We start from the raw sequence: 20,956 nt of genomic DNA on the forward strand, positions 1-20,956 counted from the left end.
GTATGCGTCTGTACCGGCCTCATCGCGAGCAGGCTCGCTCCCACAGGGTTTTGCGGTGTTGACACATATTGTGTTCACCAACGAACCTGTGGGAGCGAGCCTACTCGCGAAGGGGCCAGTGCAGGCGCTAGAAAGTCAAAGCCCCTCCAGCTCCGCCATCAAATCATTCAACCGATCCACCTTCTCCTCGGTGATATCGCTGGCCGCCAACCCGCCGATGTACTCGGCCAGTTCCTCCACCGTGCTGCATTCGAACATCGCCCGCAGCGGCACATCCCGCTGCAGGGTTTTCTGCACCCGCGAGGCGATCTGCGTGGCCAGCAGCGAATGCCCGCCCAGTTCGAAGAAGTTGTCGCGGATGCCGACTTTCTTGACCTTCAGCACCTCGGCCCAGATATCCGCCAAAGTCTGCTCCAGGTCGTTGCGCGGCGCCTGGTAGTCCTGGCTTTGCAACTGGCCGATCTCCAGCGCCGGCAGGGCCTTGCGGTCCAGTTTGCCGTTGGCGTTGAGCGGCAGCTTGTCGAGCCACAGCCAGTGCAGCGGCACCATGTATTCCGGCAGCTCCGCGCGCAGGCGTTGCTTGATACCCTCCAGACGTTCAGCCGGATTGAGCGTCGAATCCGCCGCAACCAGATAGCCCACCAGATGCTTGCCATTGACCCCTTCCTGCACACCGACCGCCGCGTCGCGGACCTCCGGCCGCTCATGCAGGCGCGCTTCGATTTCACCCAGTTCGATGCGGTAACCACGAATCTTCACCTGGTGGTCGATACGCCCGACGTACTCCAGCACGCCGTCACTGCGACGGCGCGCCAGGTCGCCGGTGCGATACAGGCGATCGCCCGGTGCACCGAACGGGTTCGGCACAAACACCTGGGCCGTGCGCAGCGGATCGCTGACGTAGCCGCGCCCGACGCCGGTGCCAGCGACGCACAACTCTCCCACTGCCCCCAGCGGCACCAGTTCCAGCGCACCGTCGAGCAGGTACAGGCGGTTGTTGTCCGTCGGCGTTCCGATCGGCAAGTAGCTGCCGCGGGTGGAGCCCATGTCGACGCGGAAGAACGCCACGTCGTCCGAGCATTCCGCCGGGCCATAGGCATTCACCAGCCCGATATCCGGGTAGCGCAGCAGCCATTGATGCGCCAGTTCCGGCGGCATCGCCTCCCCCGTCGGCAACATCCAGCGCAGGCCATCGAGGCTCATGCGTTCCTGGGCGAGCATGCCCTGGATCAGCGACGGCACGCTTTCCAGCACGCTGATCCCCTGGCTTTGTACGTGGGCGAGCAAACCTTGCGGGTCGTGGGCGATGCTGTTCGGCACGATGTCCACCCGCGCGCCGAACAACGGTGCGGCGAGGAACTGCCAGACCGAAATATCGAAGCTTTGCGAAGCGGTCTGCGCAATCACATCAGCCACGCTCAGGCTCAGGTACGGCACCTTGCTCAACTGGTTGTTGAGCATGCCGCGCTGTTCGACCATCACGCCCTTGGGCAAACCGGTGGAGCCGGAGGTGTAGATCACGTAGGCCAGGTTATCCGGCCCGCTGTAGACGCCCGGGTTGACCACCGATACAGCGCTCGCCTGCACCTCTTCCCAAACCAGCAACCGAGGCCGACTGGCGCAACCAAACTCATCCAGCAACGCCAGTGCTTGTGCGTGGCAGGCTCGAGTGCACACCAGCAACGGCGTGCGACTCAAATCAATGATGCGACTCAGGCGCTGGCTCGGCAGCCCCGGATCCAGTGGCAGATAACCGGCACCGGCCTTGAAGCTGCCGATGATCATGCCGAGCAAGTCGAGGCTGCGTTCGGCCAGCAGCGCCACCGGTTGATCCAGTCCGACGCCAGCCGCAATCAGCGCATGACCGAGGCGGTTACTGCGCTGGTTCAGTTCAAGGTAGCTGTAGTGCTGATCCAGGCAACTGGCGGCAATCCGCTGCGGATGCGCAGCCACTTGCGCTTCAAACAATGCAACGTAGCTCTGCTCCAGGGGGTAGGCGTGTTCGCTCTGGTTGCAGCCGTGGATCAGGAAGTCCTGCTCTTCGGCACCCAGCAGCGGCAGGTCCGCCATATCGCCATGGAAGCCTTCGACCAACGCCAACAGCAAGCGCTTGAACTCGCCGAGCATGCGCTCGACGGTGGACTCATCGAAATAACGCTGGTCATAGGACAGGTGCAAGCCAAGGTCATCACCCGGATAGCACACCGCCGTCAGCGGGAAGTTGGTGTGGGTGCGGCCCGAATCCGAAGTCGCATTCAGACTTTGCGCACGGTCCAGCACCGAGACTTCCACCGGGGCGTTTTCGAACACGAACAGGCTGTCGAATAGCGGCTGGCCCTTGGGCAGTTCGCTGTTTTCCTGAATGCTCACCAGCGGCAGGTACTCGTACTCACGCAGTTGCATGTTGCTGTCGAGCAAACCGCTCAGCCATTGGCGCACGCTGCAACGCTGATCGTCGTCAGGCATCTTCACCCGCAGCGCGATGCTGTTGATGAACAGGCCAACGGTGCGTTGCATCTCGGGAATTTCCACCGGACGTCCGGCCACCGTGACACCGAACAACACGTCTCGGTCACCGCTCAACCGGCGCAATACCAGGGCCCACGCCGCCTGGGCAAAGGTGTTGATGGTCAGCTGATGCGCCTGGGCCAGTTCACGCAGCCGTGCTCCGTCACGGGCATCGAGGCGGGTGTAGCGGTCGCCGACGATCATGCCGCCGCTGTCGCCGGCATGTTCGCGCAGGAACGGTCGGTCGCTCGGAATCGGCGTGGTCCGCTCAAAACCTTGCAGGTTGGTTTTCCACCACTGCCGCGCTTCGGCCAGGCTCTGGTGTTGCAACCAGGCGATGTAGTCGCGATAACGCGGCGGCACGGCCAACTGCGCTTCCCGGCCTTCGCCGAGGGCGGTGTAGATCTCGAAGAAATCGTTCATCAGCAACGAACGGCACCAGGCATCGATCAGGATGTGGTGGTTGCTCATCATGAACCAGTAACGCGCCGCGCCCACCCGGATCAAGCGCAAGTGGAACGGTGCCTGATTGAGCAGATCGAACCCGGCCTCGCGCTCGGCCTTTAGCAAGGCTTGCAGCTTCGGCTCCTGCTCGGCGGCGGCGATTTCGCTCCAGTCCAGGTATTCGATCGGCGTGCTGCCCGGCTTGTGGATAACCTGCAGCATGTCTTCGCCGACGTTCCAGCAGAACGATGCGCGCAAGGCTTCGTGGCGGGCGATCACCGCTTGCCAGGCCTGGGCGAAACGCTGCGCATCGAGCTCGCTGTTGATGCGGTAGCGATCCTGCATGTAGTACAGGCCCGTGCCGGGTTCCAGCAGGGTGTGCAGCAGCATGCCTTCCTGCATCGGCGTCAGCGGGTAGACGTCTTCGATCACTGCCGCTGGAATCGGTAGAGCATCCAATTGCGCCTGGTTCAGTTTCGCCAGCGGGAAGTCCGACGGCGTCAAGCCGCCCGCGTCATCGCGCAGGCAGTGCTCGATCAGGCTGCACAATTCGCCCAGGTAAGCATCGGCCAACTCGCTGATGGTCTGTGGAGCATAGCGTTCGGCGCTGAAGGTCCAGCGCAGCACCAACTCGCCGCCGTAGACCTGACTGTCGACGCTCAACTCATTAGGCAATGGCGCCTGCGCATCGTGGGCCGCGCCAATGGCTTCATCCAGCGGATGGAACAGCGCATCGGCAGCAAAGCTCTGGTCGAACTGACCCAGGTAGTTGAAGGTGATCGGCGCCACCGGCAGCTCGGCCATGCGCTGGCGGCTCGGCTCATCCGCCAGATAACGCAGCACGCCATACCCAAGCCCTTTGTGCGGCACGGCACGCAGTTGCTCCTTGATCGCCTTTATCGATGCGCCCTGCCCGGCCGCCTCCTCGATGTTCGAGGGTGTCAGGCGCAGTGGGTAAGCGCTGGTGAACCAGCCGACGGTGCGGGTCAGGTCGATCTCGTCGAACAGCGCCTCGCGGCCATGGCCTTCGAGTTGAATCAGCGCCGATTCGTGACCGCTCCAACGGCACAGCACACGGGCCAAGGCGGTCAGCAGCAGGTCGTTGACCTGGGTGCGATAAGCACTCGGCGCCTGTTGCAGCAATTGCCGGGTGTGCTCGCTGTCTAGGCGCACGCTGACGGTTTGCGCATGACGATTCTGTCGACCGCCCTCAGGACGATCACAGGGCAATTCGGCGCTCGGCCCGGCCAATTGCGCCTGCCACCAGCTCAGTTCTTCACGCAGGGATTCGCTGCCGGCATAGGCCTGCAAGCGTGCGGCCCAGTCCTTGAAGGCGCTGGTCTTGGCCGGCAGTTTCACCGGCTGTTGCGCGTCGAGTTGGCGATAGACGTTCTGCAGATCGTCCAGCAGCACGCGCCATGAAACGCCGTCGATCACCAGGTGGTGAATTGCGATGAACAAGCGTTGCTGGGCGTCGGGACCATCGACCAGCAACACGCGCAGCAATGGCCCGTCTTCGAGATCCAGGCTGCGCTGGGCGTCGGCGAACAGGGCAGCGCATTTGTCCATGGACGAGACGCGGACTTGCCACAGTACCGGCATGTCGGAAATCGCCTGGTGCTGCGCCTGCCATTGACCGCCAACCTGGCTGAAGCGCAAGCGCAACGCATCGTGCTGTGCAACGATCGCCAGCAGCGCTTGCTCCAGGTGATGGGGTTCCAGGGTCACGCTCGGTTGCAGCAGCAACGCCTGGTTCCAGTGTTGGCGCTGGGGAATGGCGGTGTCGAAGAACCAGTGCTGGATCGGCGTCAGACGCGACTCGCCGCTGAGCAAACCTTGCTCGGCGATGACCTGCTCGGTGCGGGTCGCCACGGCGGCGAGGGTCTGCACGGTCTGGTGCTGGAACAGGTCGCGGGGGCTGAAGTGAATGCCCTGCTGCCGCGCGCGGCTGACCACCTGAATCGACAGAATCGAGTCGCCACCCAGCTCGAAGAAGTTATCGTTGAGCCCGACCTGCTCGACGTTCAGCACTTCGCACCAGATCTGTGCCAGCGTCAGCTCCAGTTCGTTGCTTGGCGCCACATAATGCTGACGGTTCAACTCCGGGTCTGGCGCCGGTAATGCGCGGCGGTCGAGTTTGCCGTTGGCGGTCAGCGGCATGCTGGCCAGCAGGATCAGGTGAGTCGGCACCATATAATCCGGCAACTGGGATTTGAGGTGCGACTTGAGTGATTCACGCAGTGCGGTTTGTTGCGACTCGTCCTGTTCGGCGACGTCGGATACCAGATAGCCAACCAGTTGTTTGCCGCTCGGCGCATCGAGCGCCAACACAACCGCTTCACGCACCGATTCATGTTCCAGCAAACGGCTTTCAATTTCGCCCAGTTCGATGCGGAAACCGCGAATCTTCACTTGATGGTCGATACGCCCGAGGTACTCCACCAGGCCATCGGCGCGCTGGCGCACCAGGTCGCCGGTGCGGTAGATACGCCCGCCATTGCCGGCAAAGGGATCGGCTACAAAGCGTTCCGCCGTCATGCCCGCACGCTGGTGATAACCCTGGGCCAGGCCAGCACCACCGACGTACAACTCGCCGGTCGCGCCCTGCGGCACCAACGCCAGGTCTGCATCGAGAATGTACGCCACGCGGTCGCCGATCACGCTGCCGATCGGCACGCTGCCGGCGCCTTCCTCCAACACCTCGGGCGCCAGGCTGGCCAGTGGCATGACCACGGTTTCCGTCGGGCCGTAGGCGTTGAAGAACAGGTTCGGATTGAACGCTGCACGAATCCGCGCCAGGTGTTCACCGGTCAGCGCTTCGCCGCCGGTGATGATCATGCGCACCGGCAGGGTTGCGTTTTGCGTTGCCAGCCACTGCGCCAACTGGCTGCCGTAGCTCGGGGTGAAACCGAGGATGTTGATGTTGTGGCGGTGGATCAGACCGCAGATCTCTTCCGCGTCCCATTGGCCCTGGGCACGTAGCACAACCTGAGCACCGCTCAACAACGGCACCAATAGTCGCTCGGTAGCAGCGTCGAAGTTGATCGAATAGAAGTGCAACTCGCAGTCGTCCGGGCGCATACCGAAACGCTCGATCACGGCGCGGCAATGCATGGCGATTTCGCCGTGGGACACCACCACGCCTTTCGGTTTACCGGTGGAACCCGAGGTGTAGATCAGGTACGCCTGATGTTGCGCCAGGCTGATGTTAGGCAGTTCGGAGACTGGATAATTGGCAAGCGCCGCCGAGTCTTCCTCCAGGCACCAGCGGCCGACGCCCGCGGGCAAATCGCCAAGGGCCTGGAGCATCGCCGCGTCACTGAGCAGCAGACCGACGCCGCTGTCTTCGATCATGTAGTGCAAGCGATCCAGCGGGTATTCCGGGTCCAGCGGCACGTAGGCGCCACCGGCCTTGAGGATCGCCAGCAGGCCGACTACCATCTCCAGCGAACGCTCGAGCGCCAGGCCCACGCGCACCTGTGGGCCGACACCGCGCTCGCGCAGCATCCAGGCCAGGCGATTGGCACGGCTGTCGAGTTCGGCGTAGCTCAGGGTTTGCCCGGCGAAGGTCAGTGCCGGCGCATCGGGGCGCGCCAGTGCCTGTTCGCTGAACAGATCATGGATGCACTGGTCGAGTCGATGCTCGCCCGGCTCGACGCCAAGGCTGTCGAATAGCTGTTGTTGTTCGCCGGCGTCGAGCAATGGCAACTCACTGAGGCGCTGTTGCGGATCGGCAATCAGCGCTTGCAGCAGGTTGCGCCAATGCGCGGCCATGCGTGCAATGCGCGGCTCGTCGAACAGATCGGTGCTGTAGGTCAGGCAGCAGCCGAGGCGATGGTCGAGATCGGTGACTTCCAGGTTGAGGTCGAACTTGGTCGCGCGGGCATCGTTGGCCAGGTATTGCACGGTCATGCCGGCCAGGGTGCGGCTCTGCTGGAACTCCCAGCGCTGCACGTTGCACATCACCTGGAACAACGGGTTGTAGGCGGCGCTGCGCGGTGGCTGCAAGGCTTCCACCAGATGATCGAACGGCAGGTCTTGATGCGACTGGCCCTCGATCACGGTGTGACGAACCTGCTCGAACAACTCGCCGACGGACATCTGCCCGTCGAGCTGGCAACGCAGCACCTGGGTGTTGAGGAACGCGCCGATCAGTCCTTCGCTTTCCGGGCGAATCCGGTTGGCCACCGGCGCGCCGATGCGCAGGTCGGTCTGGCCGCTATAGCGATACAGCAGCGTGGCCAAGGCGGCGGTCATGGTCATGAACAGGGTCAGGCCGTTTTGCGTATTGAAGGCGCGGACCCGTGCCGCCAGGTCATCGCTCAGGTCGAAACGGTACAACTCGCCCTGGTGGCTTTGCACCGGTGGACGCGGACGGTCGGCCGGCAATTCCAGCAGCGGATGCTCCCGGCCCAGTTGCGTCGTCCAGTAGTCGAGCTGGCGCTGACGTTCACCGGACTCCAGCCATTGACGCTGCCAGACGCTGTAATCCAGGTACTGCACCGGCAACGCTGCCAGCGGTGATTCGCGGTCGTCGACGAAGGCTTCGTACAGCGCACTGAGTTCCCGGGCAAAGATGTCCATCGCCCAGCCTTCGGTGACGATGTGGTGCAGGGTCAGCACCAGGTAATGTTCCTGCTCGGCGGTCTTTACCAGACAGGCGCGCAGCAGCGGTCCGGTTTCCAGATCGAAGGGTTTGTGCGCTTCATCGTCGGCCAGTTGCTGGACTTGCCACTCGCGGCCATCGACATCCAGCGCGGTGAAGTCCTTGCAGTCCATGCGCACACAGGTTGAGGCATGCACCTGCTGACGCGCGACGCCGTCGATGCTCGGGAAGGTGGTGCGCAGGGTTTCGTGACGCAGGATCAAGGCCTGCAACGCAGCCTCGAAACGCCCGACATCCAGCACCCCGCGCAAGCGCGCCATGCCGCCAACATTGTAGGCCGGGCTGTCCGGCTCCATCTGCCAGAGGAACCACATGCGCTGCTGGGAATAGGACAGCGGCACCGCTTGGCTGCGGTCGACTTTGGCGATCGGCGGCTGTTCGTTGGTACGGCCGCTGGCCTGGATCAGGCGCACCTGTTCGGCAAACGTGCCAAGCTCACTGTGTTCGAACAGCGCGCGCAGCGGCAACTCGACGTCGCAGGCCAGGCGCGTGCGGGAAATGATTTGCGTGGCTAGCAGTGAATGGCCGCCGAGGGCGAAGAAATCATCGCGCAGGCCGACTTGCCCGAGGCCCAGCACTGCACGCCAGATGCCGGCAATTTGCTGTTCAAGTTCCGTTACCGGCTCGACGTGTTCTCGCACCTGCCACTGCGGTTCCGGCAAGGCACGATGGTCGAGTTTGCCGCTCGGGCTGAGGGGCATTTGGTCCAGGCGCATCAGTTGTGCCGGGACCATGTATTCCGGCAGTTCGGCCGCCAGTGCGGTTTTCAGGCGGGTGGTTTGGGCTTCTTCGGATTCAGTGGAATCGGCAGTGTAGTAACCGATCAACTGACCACCGGCTGAAGTTTCGCGCACCAGCACCACCGCTTGGGCGACACCGATTTGCGCCAACAGCCGCGCTTCGATTTCTTCCGGTTCAATACGGAAGCCGCGCAGTTTGACCTGCTGATCGAGACGACCTAGATATTCGATCACGCCGTCGGAGGTCCAGCGCGCACGGTCACCAGTACGGTACAGACGCGCGCCCTGCTCGCCCATGGGATCGACCACAAAACGCTCGGCGGTCAGGCCCGGACGGCCCAGATAACCGCGGGCCAGGCCGATGCCGCTGATGCACAGTTCGCCCGGCACACCGGCCGGCACCGGGTTGAGGTCGCTGTCGAGGACACGGCAGACGACGTTGCCCAACGGCCGGCCTATGGGCGAGCGCTCGCCATCGGCGGCTGTGCAGTGCCAATGGGTCACGTTGATCGCGGTTTCGGTCGGGCCATAGCGGTTGTGCAATTGCACGGCCGGCAGTTGCTGCAGCACGCGGTTGCGCAGTTCGGCCGGCAGCGCTTCGCCACCGGAGAACAGCCGACGCAGGCTGGTGCATTCGGCGCTGAGCGGCTCGTCGATGAACAACGCCAGCAGCGGCGGCACGAAGTGCAGCGTGGTCACGCCGTACGCTTGCACCAGCTGCGCGATGCGATGCGGATCGCGGTGTTCACCCGGCCCGGCAATCAACAACCGGGCGCCTGTGATCAAAGGCCAGAAGCACTCCCACACCGACACATCGAAACTGATCGGCGCTTTCTGCATCAGCACATCGGTTTCATTCAGACGGTAAGTGTCCTGCATCCATTGCAGACGTTCGGCGAGGGCCGCGTGGGTGTTGCCGACGCCTTTCGGTTGGCCGGTCGAGCCGGAGGTGTAGATCACATAGGCTAGGTTGTCGCCGTGCAGGTGCAGGCCCGGCGTATGGATTGGCCAGCTTTCCAGATGCAGGGCGTCCATCGCGATCACGCTGACGCCGTCAGTCGCTGGCAAGCGATCGAGCAATTGGCTTTGCGTCAGCAGCAACTCGGCGCCGCTGTCGCTGAGCATGTAGGCCAGGCGTTCGGCCGGGTAATCCGGATCGAGTGGCACGTAGGCGCCACCGGCCTTGATGATCGCCAGCAGGCCGATCAGCAGTTGCGGCGAACGCTCGGCGACAATGGCCACGCAGACGTCCGGGCCGACGCCTTTGTCGCGCAGGTAGTGGGCCAGGCGATTGGCCTGGGTGTGCAGCTCGGCGAAATCGAGGCTGCCGCCGTCCCACAGCAGCGCGGTGCGATCCGGGGTCAGGCGTTCCTGTTCGTTGAGCAGTTCCGGCAGCCAGCGTTGGGCGCGCGTGCACGGTGCAACGGTCCACTGCGCTTGCTGATCGGACTCAGGTCCGGTCAGCAGTGGCAGGTCACCGATTGCGGTTTGCGGTTGCTCGCTGATCGCGCGCAACAGGTTGCTGTAATGCTCGGCCAGACGCTCGATGGTCGCCACATCGAACAGCTCGCTGGCGTAGTCGAAGGACAGGCTCAAGCGCCCGTTGCGATCTTCTTCGCTGTGCAACTGCAGGTCGAACTTGGCCTCGCGACTGTGCCACGGCAGCTCTTCGGCGAGCAGCCCGGGCAAGCGTTTCAAGGCGCTGAGATCGCGCTGCTGGTGGTTGAACATGACCTGGAACAGGCCTTGTTCACGCGCCTGCGGGAAGGCTTCGAGCAGTTGCTCGAACGGCAGGTCCTGATGCGCCTGTGCACCCAACGCGGCCTGCCGGGTTTGCGCCAGCAACTGTACGAATGGCAGTCGCGAATCCACCTCGGCGCGCAGTACCTGGGTGTTGATGAAGAAGCCGATCAGGCCCTGGGTTTCCAGGCGCGGACGGTTGGCATTTGGCACGCCGATGCGGATGTCGCGCTGACCGCTGTAGCGATGCAACAGGGCCTGGAACGCGGCGAGCAACAGCATGTACGGCGTGGCCTGATGGGCTTGGGCGGTCTGGCGAATGGCATCGCTCAGCGCCGCACCCAGACGCACGGTGTGGCGGGCGGCGCTGTGCAGCTGTTGCGCCGAACGCGGGTGGTCGCTGGCCAAGTTCAGAGTTGAATGCTCATCGCCCAACTGCGCCTTCCAGTAAGCCAGTTGGCGCTCGCCCTCCCCTTGCGCCAACCATTGGCGCTGCCAGCTGCCGTAGTCGGCGTACTGGGTCGGCAGTGGCGCGAGCGTGGACTGTTGTCCTTGCGCAGCCGCCGCGTACAGCCGGGAAAATTCGTCGATCAACACATTCATCGACCAACCGTCAGCGATGATGTGATGCATGGTTACCACCAGTTGGTGATCTTCCTCGTCGAGGCGCACCAGCGTCACCCAGAGCAACGGACCGTTCTCCAGATCGAACTGAGTGCGCGCTTCGTCCTCGCGGATTTGCAGCGCCCGGGCTTCACGCTCGGCCAGCGGCAGATCGCTGATGTCGATGCGTTGCAGATTGAATTCAGCGGCCGCATCGACCTGCTGCAACGCCACCCCGTTACGTTCGAAGAAGCGCGTGCGCAGGGATTCGTGGCGCTCGATCAACTGCTGGAAACTTGCGCGCAGGGCGTCTTCGTCCAGTTCGCCGCGCAGGCGCAAGGCACCGGGGATGTTGTAGGCGCTGCTCTGCGGATCGAGTTGCCAGGTGATCCACAGGCGATTCTGCGCCAGGGATTGCGGCATGGCCTCGCTGCGCGACAGCGTGCTGATCGCGCCTTGGGCGAGGCCACCGTCCTGCTGTTGCCGGGCCACCACTTCGGCGAACGCGCCAAGGGTCGGCGCTTCGAACAGCAGACGCAGGTTCAGCTCCAGGCCGAGTTGTTCCCGTAAACGCGCCACCACTTGCGTGGCCGCGATGGAGTTACCGCCCAGCAGGAAGAAGTGATCGTCGGCAGAGACCTGTTTGACCTGCAACTGCTCGCACCAGATCTGGCCGATCAGGCATTGCAACACCGAGCCGGATTCGCTGTTGCCTGCGCTTTCGCTGACCGCTGAAGGGAACACCGCGTAACTGTCGAGGCTGCCATCCGCCAGGCGATTGCGGCACGCCGAACGTTGCAGTTTGCCGCTGGACGTCTTGGGCAAGGCGCCCGGATTGAGCAGCACCACCACGCTCGGTGCTTCCTGATACGCCTCGGCCACGGCCTGGCGGATGGCCTTGATCAAGGCTTCCGGCGGCAGGATTTTTTGCACGCTACGGCTGATCTCCGCAGCGATGCCGATGCCTTCCTGACCGTCGATATTCACCGCGAAGGCCGCGACGCGCCCCTTGCGCGCCACCTCCACTTCACGCTCGACGGTCTGCTCGATGTCCTGTGGATAAAGGTTGTGCCCGCGCACGATCAGCATGTCTTTCAGGCGCCCGGTGATGAACAACTCACCGTCGCGCATGAAGCCCAGGTCACCGGTGCGCAGCCAGGTACGACCGGCGTGCTGGACGAAGGTCTTGGCCGAGGCCTCGGGGTTGCGCCAGTAGCCGTGGGCGATGCTCGGCCCGGCGGCCCAGACTTCGCCGACCGTGTTGTCAGCCAGTTCGCTGAGCGACGCCGGGTCAATGATCAACACCGCGTGATCCGGCTGGCTGATGCCGCAGCTCATGATCGCGCTGCCCTCGCCGGCTTCGGCACGGTTCTGCGCCAGGGCCTGATCTTCCACCCGCAAGTTGCCGATGCCTTGACCGCGCGGAGTACCGGCAACGAACAGCGTGGCTTCCGCCAGACCGTAGGAGGCCATGAAACTGTCTTCAGTGAAACCGCAGGTGGCGAACTTCTCGGCGAAGCGTTCCAGGGTGTCGAGGCGAATCGGTTCCGACCCGGAATACGCCACGCGCCATCCGCTCAAGTCGAGGCGCTTCAGGGCCGACTCACTGACCCGTTCGCTGCACAGGCGATAGGCAAAATCCGGCCCGCCGCTAATAGTCCCGCCGTATTCACTGATCGCTTCGAGCCAGCGCAGAGGTCGGCCGAGGAAGTACGCCGGCGACATCAACACGCACGGCACGCCGCTGAAAATCGGCTGCAACAGGCCGCCGATCAGGCCCATGTCGTGGTACAGCGGCAGCCAGCTGACGATCACGTCGTCAGGGTTCAGGTCGATGCCGAAACCGTGGCGGATCAGCAATTCGTTGGCCACCAGATTGCCGTGGCTGATCTGCACGCCTTTAGGCAATGCGGTGGAACCGGACGTGTATTGCAGGAAGGCGATGTCATCGTTTGCAAGGGCAGGCGCGACCCAGCGTTCGGCGTGGGCGCTGTCGAGGGTATCGACACACAACAGCGGCGGCGCGCCTTCGATTTGCAGCAGCGAATCGCGCAGGCCGGCACTGGTCAGCAGCAGGCGTGGCTCGGCATCGCCGATGATCGACAGCAGGCGCTCCTGATGATGCCGACGCGCCGACTCCGGCGGATAGGCCGGCACCCCGATGACCCCGGCATACAGGCAACCGAAGAATGCCGCGACGTAATCCGGCCCACTGGGAAACAGCAACACCGCGCGATCGCCAAAACCGGCCTCGGCCTGCAGCGCACCGGCAATCGTCCGCGCCCGCTGATCCAGCTCGCGATAACTGAGCACCACAGCATGGTCCTGGGTTTCGGCGAGAAAACGCAAGGCCACCCGATCCGGCGTCAGGGCCGCGCGGCGCTGGAGGGCTTGGACCAGAGTGCTGGGGAGTTCGAACGCGTCGGTCATGAGGTTTCCTGCCTGAATTCGGCTTGGTAGGAGCGAGCCTGCTCGCGAAAATCCGGAGAACACCGCGGGGTGTCAGGCGCCCATCGTCATCATTGACGACCATCGCGAGCGAGCTCGCTCCTACGGGGTGATGAGGGTTGCGCTGTGCAATTTCTTCCTTGAGAACGGATGAAGTCTGGAAATAATTAGTCGCCAGGCATGAGCGCCAACCGGGCCGGGCCGCGACAGCGTGTCGCAGTTCTCACTCTGCACCTTTGAGGAGCATTAGTTCTCTTTCTCAATTGACAATCATTATCATTCAACCTAATTTGTCGCTCGATGTGTAGGGCGGCCCCGGCCTTCTTGTCGTCCCACTAACCTATTGGCAGCAAGGTGATTTCCATGACGGAACAAGCGTCCACAAGCAGGTGCGATTCGCCGCTACTTCAAGCATTCGTCGACAATCGACTGATACTGGTCAAGATTGCAGCCCGCATCACCGGCTGCCGCTCGCGCGCTGAAGATGTGGTGCAAGACGCGTTCTTCCGCCTGCAATCGGCGCCGAACATCACCTCCTCGTTCAAGGCGCAGCTCAGCTACCTGTTCCAGATCGTGCGCAACCTGGCCATCGACCACTACCGCAAGCAGGCCCTGGAACAGAAATATTCCGGCCCTGAAGAAGAAGGCCTCAACGTGGTCATCCAGGGCGCCTCACCGGAAACCTCGCACATCAACTTCTCCACCCTGGAAAACATTGCCGACGCATTGACTGAACTGCCGAGCCGGACTCGCTATGCCTTTGAGATGTACCGCTTGCATGGCGTGCCGCAGAAGGACATTGCCAAGGAGTTGGGGGTGTCGCCGACGCTGGTGAACTTCATGATTCGGGATGCGTTGGTGCATTGCAGGAAGGTGTCGGGGAGTCGGGCGGATGTGGTGGCTGGTCGCTGAGGTTGGGGTGACGGGTTGAAATAGAAAACGCCCGATACCTATTTCGCTACGCGTCCGAGTTTGGCGCACGTCTCCAGGTAATCGGTGACAGCTTCTTCAAATGCCGCTCGGAATTCACTGACCGACTCGCCGTGAAAACCCACGACATCCTTGATACCCGCGATGCGCCCAACAAACAGGCCGTCTTCGTCGCTGTGCTCAATTCGGGCGGCGTAGCCTTTGTAATTCATGATGCTCACGGAGTAACTCCTGCCTGTTTAAGGAAAGCCCGGAGCGTCACGCACCTGATGGGGCTTGGTTTCTTTGTCGGGAGGTGGTCGGTGGAAGGTTGCGACCACACCGTTGGGGCCAAAACGCACCTTATAAGTCATCCAGTTCTACCGGCACGGCCGTTTCGTCACGGCGAGCGCGGACCAGTTCCGCCAGATCCAGATCGTCCAGCCGCTCCATCATGGCTTCGAAGACATCGGCAGGGACCATGTAGCACATGACACGATTATGGTTGAGGATTGCGACCGCAGTGCCATGGGCGCCACTCAGTACTGCCATGGGATCTTTCTTCAATTCACACACGCTGACGGCAATTTCGGCAGATGCGCTTTGCATGATTGAGACTCCAACTCAGGACACTGATTGATTTTTCCAGTTCAGGTGGTTCGTGACGGATCAGTCGTCATGTAGCAAACCAGAACTGTATTTGCTGAAACTGCTACCAAGCGTACTGTAGTGGTCAACTAATCCCGGACACGACGTTAAGTTTTTCTTCGGCCCGAGCTGGCGCCAGCCCATCGTTGAATTGATGGGGTCGAACCCAGTTGTACCGATGCATCAAGAAGTGGCTGATATCGCGCTGAGCCTCTTGAGTCGTTCTGTAACCCGTGGTCGGTATCCATTCCGTTTTCAAGCTGCGGAACACGCGCTCCATTGGCGCGTTGTCCCAGCAATTCCCCCGGCGACTCCTGCTTTGGCGCATGCGATAACGCCACAGCCGCTGGCGAAATAAACGACTCGCATACTGCGACCCTTGATCCGAGTGAAACAGCAGTCCCTGAGGTTTTCCTCGTTGCTCGTAAGCCATATCCAGCGCCTTAATAACCAGATCGGAGTCCGGCTTTTCCGACAACGCCCAGCCCACCACCCGGCGCGTGCAAAGATCCAGCACGACAGCCAAGTAATGCCATTTCCCCTGGGCCCAGATGTAGGTGATGTCACCGCACCACACCTGGTTGGGTGCCGGAACATCGAACTCCCGATTCAAGATGTTGGGGATATCCAACCGTTCAACCGTCGCTCGTTTATAGGCATGTGATCCGGGTTGTTTACTGACGAGATCAAGCTCGCGCATCAAGCTGCGCACTTTGAATCGACCGAGCTGCTCACCGTCGTCACGCATCAGTGACAGGATGCTGCGGCTGCCCGCAGCACTGCGACTTTGCGAGAACAGCTCGCTCACCCGGCTGCGCAACCGAAGCCGTTCGACATCCGGCGTTCGGCGCCTATGGCGCTGGGCGTAGTAGCACGAACGGGGGACTTCAAACACCTTGCACAGCCAATCAATCGGCTCATGGACGCTCAGCTGATTGATCAGCGCGTACGCTCGTGATCTTCCGACATCAAGAGCGCGGTAGCCTTTTTTAATATCGATTTTTCCCGTTCAAGGCGGGCGATCCGGGCTTCCAGCTCCTGGATTTTCTGCTGTTCTGGGGTCAGCGCTTTGCTCTGCGGAGTGACGCCTTGGCGCTCCTGCTGAACCTGATCGACCCAGCGGCGCAGGGCCGACTCGCCGACGCCGAGTGAACGGCTAGCTTCGATGTAGCTATAGTTTTGCTTGAGCACGAGGTCGGCAGCCTCGCGTTTGAATTCAGCAGAAAAGGAACGGCGTTGTTTGGTCATCTGACACCTCGATCTGGCGAGCATTCTCGCCTAAATGGGTGTCCGGTTTCATTAGACCACTACATTTTCCCACTTTTCCCGTCCCATTCCCAGGGGTCAAATGGTGCTTTCGCGCCTCTTGGAGAGCCGGAGTAGATTGCGCCGGAATTACAACGATCGTGTCACAAACGTCACAAACCCCAACCAAAACGTCCTTCGCCTCGCCGTGGCCATCGCTGAATGGAACATTGCGGCGGACATAAGTCGTGATAACAATCTGCTGGCAGTGCTCACATAAAGCCTTACCGTGATCGCCTTCAAATAGAAGCTTCATAAGCTCACTCACCGATAGACGCTAATGAACCACGGCGAAAAGGGGGACGGATTAATTTTTTGTACGCGCATGCATATAAATAATAAATCCGCCCTTTTTCCAACTACGCAGCCGAATAGGGCAAGCCCCACCTCGCCTCAAGAAAAACGTGACTACTCAGGTGGCTCGAGTCGACCCAGCGCCCGGTTCACCGCCAGCTCACCCAACATGATGACTTGCGCAATACCTAACAAGGAATTTCGCCTGGGCCCCTCCATATGATCCGCCAGATCCATGGTCAGGAAATTGGCCGACGCCAGCGACTCACAAGCATGGGCCAGCAGGGTTTCGGTATCGAGCTCTGGGTTGACGATGAACATGGTGCTGGGTGTTCGCGGGGTATCCATGATGGGGACGTCCAGCTTTAGGTGATCGTCGAGGGCGCGCTCGGCGGCATCGTGGAGTTTTTTTGAATCGAGGGTTTCGTACGGGGATGCCGGATCGGTGTCCGGCGGATTGGGTGTGACCTTGAACATGGATGGAACTCCGATGCTATTTAGAAAGGAGCCATCACCGCCTCGCTACCAAACGAAGGGTGGCGACCATACGAAGGTTGGTAGACCGGGCATCGTAACCGGCGCTCCCGAAGGAGCCCTGCGCATGGCCACCATAAAAACACCGTCCAAACATTGGACAGTCAAAGGTGACGCCAGGCGTCGATGCTACGGGCCTACCAAACCCGATCACTGGTTTTTTCAGTGACCGGCAAACGATAGAACCCATGCTCTAGACGCACAAGCCGGCGGATTCTGTCTCAGCTGTAGGCAACGACGCAAGGTGTTGTAGCCGGTGCGAAGTATCACTGAGTGTTTTTAAACACGCGCTCTACAGCTGTTGAAAACGTAACTAACTACGGCGTTTCCGATGGCTGCAGAAGGAGCAAGACTCACCCAACCCCCAATCCTGATAAACTCCCCCACCTCCCAGCCTCACCGATTCCAGATCCCCAATGTCCGTATCCAACGCCACACCCGCCCCGTTCTCCCGCCGTTTCTCCGTCGCCCCCATGATGGACTGGACCGACCGTCACTGCCGTTTCTTCCTGCGCCTGCTCTCCAAGCACGCGCTGCTCTACACCGAAATGGTCACCACCGGCGCTTTGCTCAACGGCGATCACGAGCGGTTCCTGCGGCACAACGAAGCCGAGCACCCGCTTGCGTTGCAGTTGGGCGGCAGTGTGCCGCTGGACTTGGCGGCGTGTGCGCGGATGGCGCAGGAGCATGGGTACGATGAAGTGAATCTGAATGTTGGCTGCCCCAGTGACAGGGTGCAGAACAATATGATCGGGGCGTGCCTGATGGGGCATCCGCAGTTGGTGGCCGATTGTGTGAAGTCGATGCGCGATGCGGTGTCGATTCCGGTGACTGTGAAGCATCGGATCGGGATCAATGGGCGTGACAGTTATGAGCAGCTGTGCGATTTCGTCGGTACGGTGCGTGATGCCGGTTGTACCAGTTTTACCGTGCATGCGCGGATCGCGATTCTGGAGGGATTGTCGCCGAAGGAGAATCGCGATATTCCGCCGTTGCGTTATGACGTGGCCGCGCGGTTGAAGGCGGATTTTCCGGAGTTGGAGATTATTCTCAACGGCGGGATCAAGACCCTGGAAGCCTGTCACGAGCATTTGCAGACGTTCGACGGTGTGATGCTCGGGCGTGAGGCTTATCACAATCCCTACGTGATGGCCGAGGTGGATCAGCAGTTGTTTGGCAGCACCGCGCCGGTGATCACGCGCGCCGAGGCGCTGGCACAGTTGCGGCCTTATATCGCTGCGCACCTGGACGCCGGGGGGGCGATGCACCATATCACTCGCCATGTGCTGGGGCTGGGCACCGGGTTTCCGGGGGCGCGCAAGTTTCGTCAGTTGCTGTCGGTGGATATCCACAAGGCGAAGGAGCCTTTGGCCTTGCTGGATCAGGCGGCCGGGTTGCTTGAGGGGCGTTGATCGCCCCGCTGTTTCAGCGTTTGGGCAGTTCGATGGACACTTTCAAGCCGCCCCACTCGCTTTCGCGCAGCAGCAACACCCCGCCCCAGGTGTCGACGATGTCGCGCACGATGCCCAGGCCCAGGCCATGTCCGTCGGTCTGTTCATCCAGGCGCGTGCCGCGGCTGAATACCTGATCGCGCTGGTCCTGGGGAATCCCCGGGCCGTCGTCTTCCACGCTTAGCTCAAAGGCCTGCGCGGTTTCGACCACGCTCAGGCGCACTTCGGCGTCCGCCCATTTGCAGGCGTTGTCCAACAAGTTGCCGAGCAGTTCCAGCAGGTCCTCGCGGTCCCAGGGCAGCTGCAGGCCGGTGGGCGCGACATAGCTGAGGTGCAGGTGTAAACCGTGGATCATGTTCAGGGTGGCTAGTAACCCCGGCAGTTCGGCATCGCAATCGAACAAGGCCCCCGGCAAGGCGTCGCCGGCCAGGCGGGCGCGGTTGAGTTCGCGATTGAGTCGCAGGCGGACCTGTTCCAGTTGGTCCTTGAGGACCTGGCGCAGTTGCGGGTGGGCGTCGAGTTGCTCGCTGGAGGCCAGGCTCAACAACACCGCCAACGGGGTTTTCAGGGCATGGCCGAGGTTGCCCAAGGCATTGCGCGATCGCTTGAGGCTGTCTTCAGTGTGGGCCAGCAAATGGTTGATCTGGGTCACCAGCGGTTCCAGTTCGATCGGCACTTGATCATCGAGTTGCGAGCGCTGGCCCTGTTGCAGTTGCGCGATCTGTTCCCGGGCTTTTTCCAGCGGGCGCAAGGCGCGCCGCACGGTGATCCGTTGCAGCAGCAGGATCAGCAGCAAGCCCGCCAGTCCCAGCCCGAGGCCGATCTGCTGCATGCGCTGGAAGCTCTCGCGCACCGGGGTGTAGTCCTGCGCCACGCTGATGGAAATCGACTGGCCCAAGCGCCGATAGTCCGAACGCAGCACCAGCAACTGCTGGCCTTCCGGTCCCAGTTGCAGATTGCTCTCCAGGCCCGGGCGGTCGAGGCGTGGCAGCTCCTGGTCCCACAGTGAACGGGAACGCCAATGTCTGTCGGCAAAATCGATGCGGAAATAGTGGCCGGAAAACGGCCGCTGATAAGCCGGCGACAACAGCCGCTCATCCAGTTGCAAGCCCTGGGGGCCGCGCACCAGTGCCACCAAGAGGTTTTCGCTGTCGTTGCGCAACCCGGCTTCGAGGTAGCGCTGCAAACCCACTTCGAACAGCCACAGGCTGGTTTGCGCCAATACCAGGCCGACGATCACCATCACGCTGATCAGGCCCAGGCTCAAACGGCGCTGGATCGACTTCACCGGGCTTGTCCACCGAGCAGGTAACCCTGACCGCGACGGGTTTCGATGACGCTGCGCCCGAGTTTGCGCCGCAGGTGATTGACGTGGACTTCCAGCACATTCGAGTCGCGCTCGGTTTCACCGTCGTAGAGGTGTTCGGCCAGGTGGCTTTTGGAAAGGATCTGTTCCGGGTGCAGCATGAAGTAGCGCAACAGGCGAAACTCGGCGGCCGTGAGCTGGATGTCGGCGCCATCGCGGGTCACGCACTGGCGCCCCTCATCCAGTTGCAGCCCGGCCGCCTTCAGGGTCGGTTGATTGACCTGGCCATGGGAGCGGCGCAACAGGGCCTGAATGCGCAGGTGCAGTTCTTCGGGGTGGAAAGGTTTGGTCAGGTAGTCGTCGGCACCGGCCTTGAGGCCTTCGATGCGCTCAGCCCATGAACCGCGTGCGGTGAGGATCAGCACCGGCGTCGCCAGGCCAGCGACGCGCCACTGCGTCAACACCTCAAGCCCCGGCAGCCCCGGCAGGCCGAGGTCGAGGATGATCAGGTCATAGGGTTCGGTGCTGCCCTGGTACACCGCGTCGCGACCGTCGGCCAGCCAGTCCACGGCATACCCTTGGCGATTGAGGCCGGCCACCAGTTCGTCGGCCAGCGGCACGTGGTCTTCCACCAGGAGCAAACGCATCGGTCAATCTTCCTTGTCTTTGAGTAAATGGCCTGTGGTGGCGTCGATGTCCAGTTCGCGGACCACGCCTTCGGTGGTCAGCAGTTCGACTTCATAAATGTAGACGTCGTGCTTCTCTTCGAGCTCGGCTTCCAGCAGCTTGGCTCCCGGATAACGATCCAGCGCTTTTTGCAGAAGCTGCTCGAGCGGCAGGATCACACCCTGTTGGCGCAGGCGCAGGGCCTCGTCCTGGTCGAGGTCGCGGGCCACGACCACCGAGCAAAAAACCAGCAGCGCCAGCGCCAGGCGGCCGCTGGCGCGTCGATGGGAAAAGGATTGCAGCGTCATTACGTGTCCTGATGATCCTTGAGAATCTGCCCGCTGACCGCGTCCATTTCCAGGTCCCACTCGATGCCGTGCGGATCGCGCAGTTCAACCTGGTAGATGTACTTGCCGTACTCTTCTTCCAGTTCGGTTTCGGTGACGGTGGAACCTTGGTGCTTGGCCAGCGCGGTGGCATTGAGCTTCTCGAAAGACACAATGTTACCAGCGTCGCGCAGCCTCAGGGCTTCGTCGGGGCCGAGGTCACGCGCGTGAGCGAGGCTCGCGGTCAGGCCGATGAGGGATGCGATGAACAGGGCAGTGAAGGATTTCATGGGGTGTCTCCGTATCTTTTATGTGTTGCCTACGGAGGTCACCTTAGCGAAACGAACTTAATTGAAACTGAATTGCCA

11 protein-coding genes and 1 pseudogene are annotated in these 20,956 nt (G+C 61.8%); 2 read left to right on the forward strand and 10 right to left on the reverse strand.

All coding sequences use genetic code 11. The annotated features are described in order from the left end of the window. Positions 1 to 135: 135 nt before the first annotated feature. The gene (locus ACA058_RS22090) at positions 136 to 13,131 is read right to left on the reverse strand and encodes a non-ribosomal peptide synthetase (protein WP_497635895.1); all 12,996 of its coding nucleotides are present in this window, start codon (positions 13,129 to 13,131) and stop codon (positions 136 to 138) included. Positions 13,132 to 13,512: 381 nt separating this feature from the next. On the opposite strand from ACA058_RS22090, the gene ACA058_RS22095 reads away from it, so the two are divergent. Continuing rightward, positions 13,513 to 14,061 carry an RNA polymerase factor sigma-70 gene (locus ACA058_RS22095; RefSeq protein ID WP_497635896.1) on the forward strand — a complete coding sequence of 183 codons (549 nt, stop codon included), beginning with the start codon at positions 13,513 to 13,515 and terminating at the stop codon, positions 14,059 to 14,061. Positions 14,062 to 14,111: 50 nt separating this feature from the next. Here the strand turns inward: ACA058_RS22095 and ACA058_RS22100 are convergent. The 5 genes and pseudogenes from ACA058_RS22100 to ACA058_RS22120 form a co-directional block, all read right to left on the reverse strand. Beyond that, positions 14,112 to 14,291: pseudogene (locus ACA058_RS22100) on the reverse strand (type II toxin-antitoxin system HicB family antitoxin); the annotation flags it as partial. 130 nt (positions 14,292 to 14,421) lie between these two features. Further along, positions 14,422 to 14,667, reverse strand: a complete 246-nt coding sequence (locus ACA058_RS22105; RefSeq protein ID WP_497635897.1) for a type II toxin-antitoxin system Phd/YefM family antitoxin — start codon at positions 14,665 to 14,667, stop codon at positions 14,422 to 14,424. A 124-nt stretch (positions 14,668 to 14,791) separates the two neighbouring features. Further along, positions 14,792 to 15,954 (reverse strand): IS3 family transposase gene (locus ACA058_RS22110; RefSeq protein WP_497635898.1). Its coding sequence is split into 2 segments (ribosomal slippage): positions 14,792 to 15,699 and positions 15,699 to 15,954, totalling 1,164 coding nucleotides; the frame shifts between segments, so codons are not numbered across the junction. Continuing rightward, positions 15,923 to 16,267: a hypothetical protein gene (locus ACA058_RS22115; RefSeq protein WP_497635899.1), complete on the reverse strand. Its 345-nt coding sequence runs from the start codon at positions 16,265 to 16,267 to the stop codon at positions 15,923 to 15,925. The genes ACA058_RS22110 and ACA058_RS22115 overlap by 32 nt, the downstream gene beginning before the upstream one ends. Before the next feature lie 152 nt (positions 16,268 to 16,419). Then, a complete protein-coding gene (locus ACA058_RS22120; protein WP_497635900.1) occupies positions 16,420 to 16,782 on the reverse strand; it encodes a DUF6124 family protein in 363 nt (120 codons plus the stop codon). 473 nt (positions 16,783 to 17,255) lie between these two features. Here ACA058_RS22120 and dusA point away from each other — a divergent pair, with 473 nt between their 5' ends. Continuing rightward, complete coding sequence (dusA, locus tag ACA058_RS22125; RefSeq protein ID WP_497635901.1) at positions 17,256 to 18,251, forward strand: tRNA dihydrouridine(20/20a) synthase DusA; 996 nt, start codon at positions 17,256 to 17,258, stop codon at positions 18,249 to 18,251. A 13-nt stretch (positions 18,252 to 18,264) separates the two neighbouring features. On the opposite strand, the gene ACA058_RS22130 is transcribed toward dusA, so the two are convergent. Genes ACA058_RS22130 through ACA058_RS22145 form a run of 4 tightly spaced genes read right to left on the reverse strand, consistent with a single transcriptional unit; the run spans position 18,265 to position 20,878 of the window. After that, positions 18,265 to 19,578 carry a sensor histidine kinase gene (locus tag ACA058_RS22130; protein ID WP_497635903.1) on the reverse strand — a complete coding sequence of 438 codons (1,314 nt, stop codon included), beginning with the start codon at positions 19,576 to 19,578 and terminating at the stop codon, positions 18,265 to 18,267. Continuing rightward, positions 19,575 to 20,243 carry a response regulator transcription factor gene (locus tag ACA058_RS22135; protein ID WP_497635904.1) on the reverse strand — a complete coding sequence of 223 codons (669 nt, stop codon included), beginning with the start codon at positions 20,241 to 20,243 and terminating at the stop codon, positions 19,575 to 19,577. The genes ACA058_RS22130 and ACA058_RS22135 overlap by 4 nt, the downstream gene beginning before the upstream one ends. Positions 20,244 to 20,246: 3 nt before the next feature. After that, positions 20,247 to 20,570, reverse strand: a complete 324-nt coding sequence (locus ACA058_RS22140; RefSeq protein ID WP_497635906.1) for a PepSY domain-containing protein — start codon at positions 20,568 to 20,570, stop codon at positions 20,247 to 20,249. After that, positions 20,570 to 20,878 carry a PepSY domain-containing protein gene (locus ACA058_RS22145; RefSeq protein WP_497635907.1) on the reverse strand — a complete coding sequence of 103 codons (309 nt, stop codon included), beginning with the start codon at positions 20,876 to 20,878 and terminating at the stop codon, positions 20,570 to 20,572. The genes ACA058_RS22140 and ACA058_RS22145 overlap by 1 nt, the downstream gene beginning before the upstream one ends. Positions 20,879 to 20,956 lie beyond the last annotated feature (78 nt).

The sequence above is a fragment of the Pseudomonas sp. LBUM1649 genome (assembly GCF_059716155.1).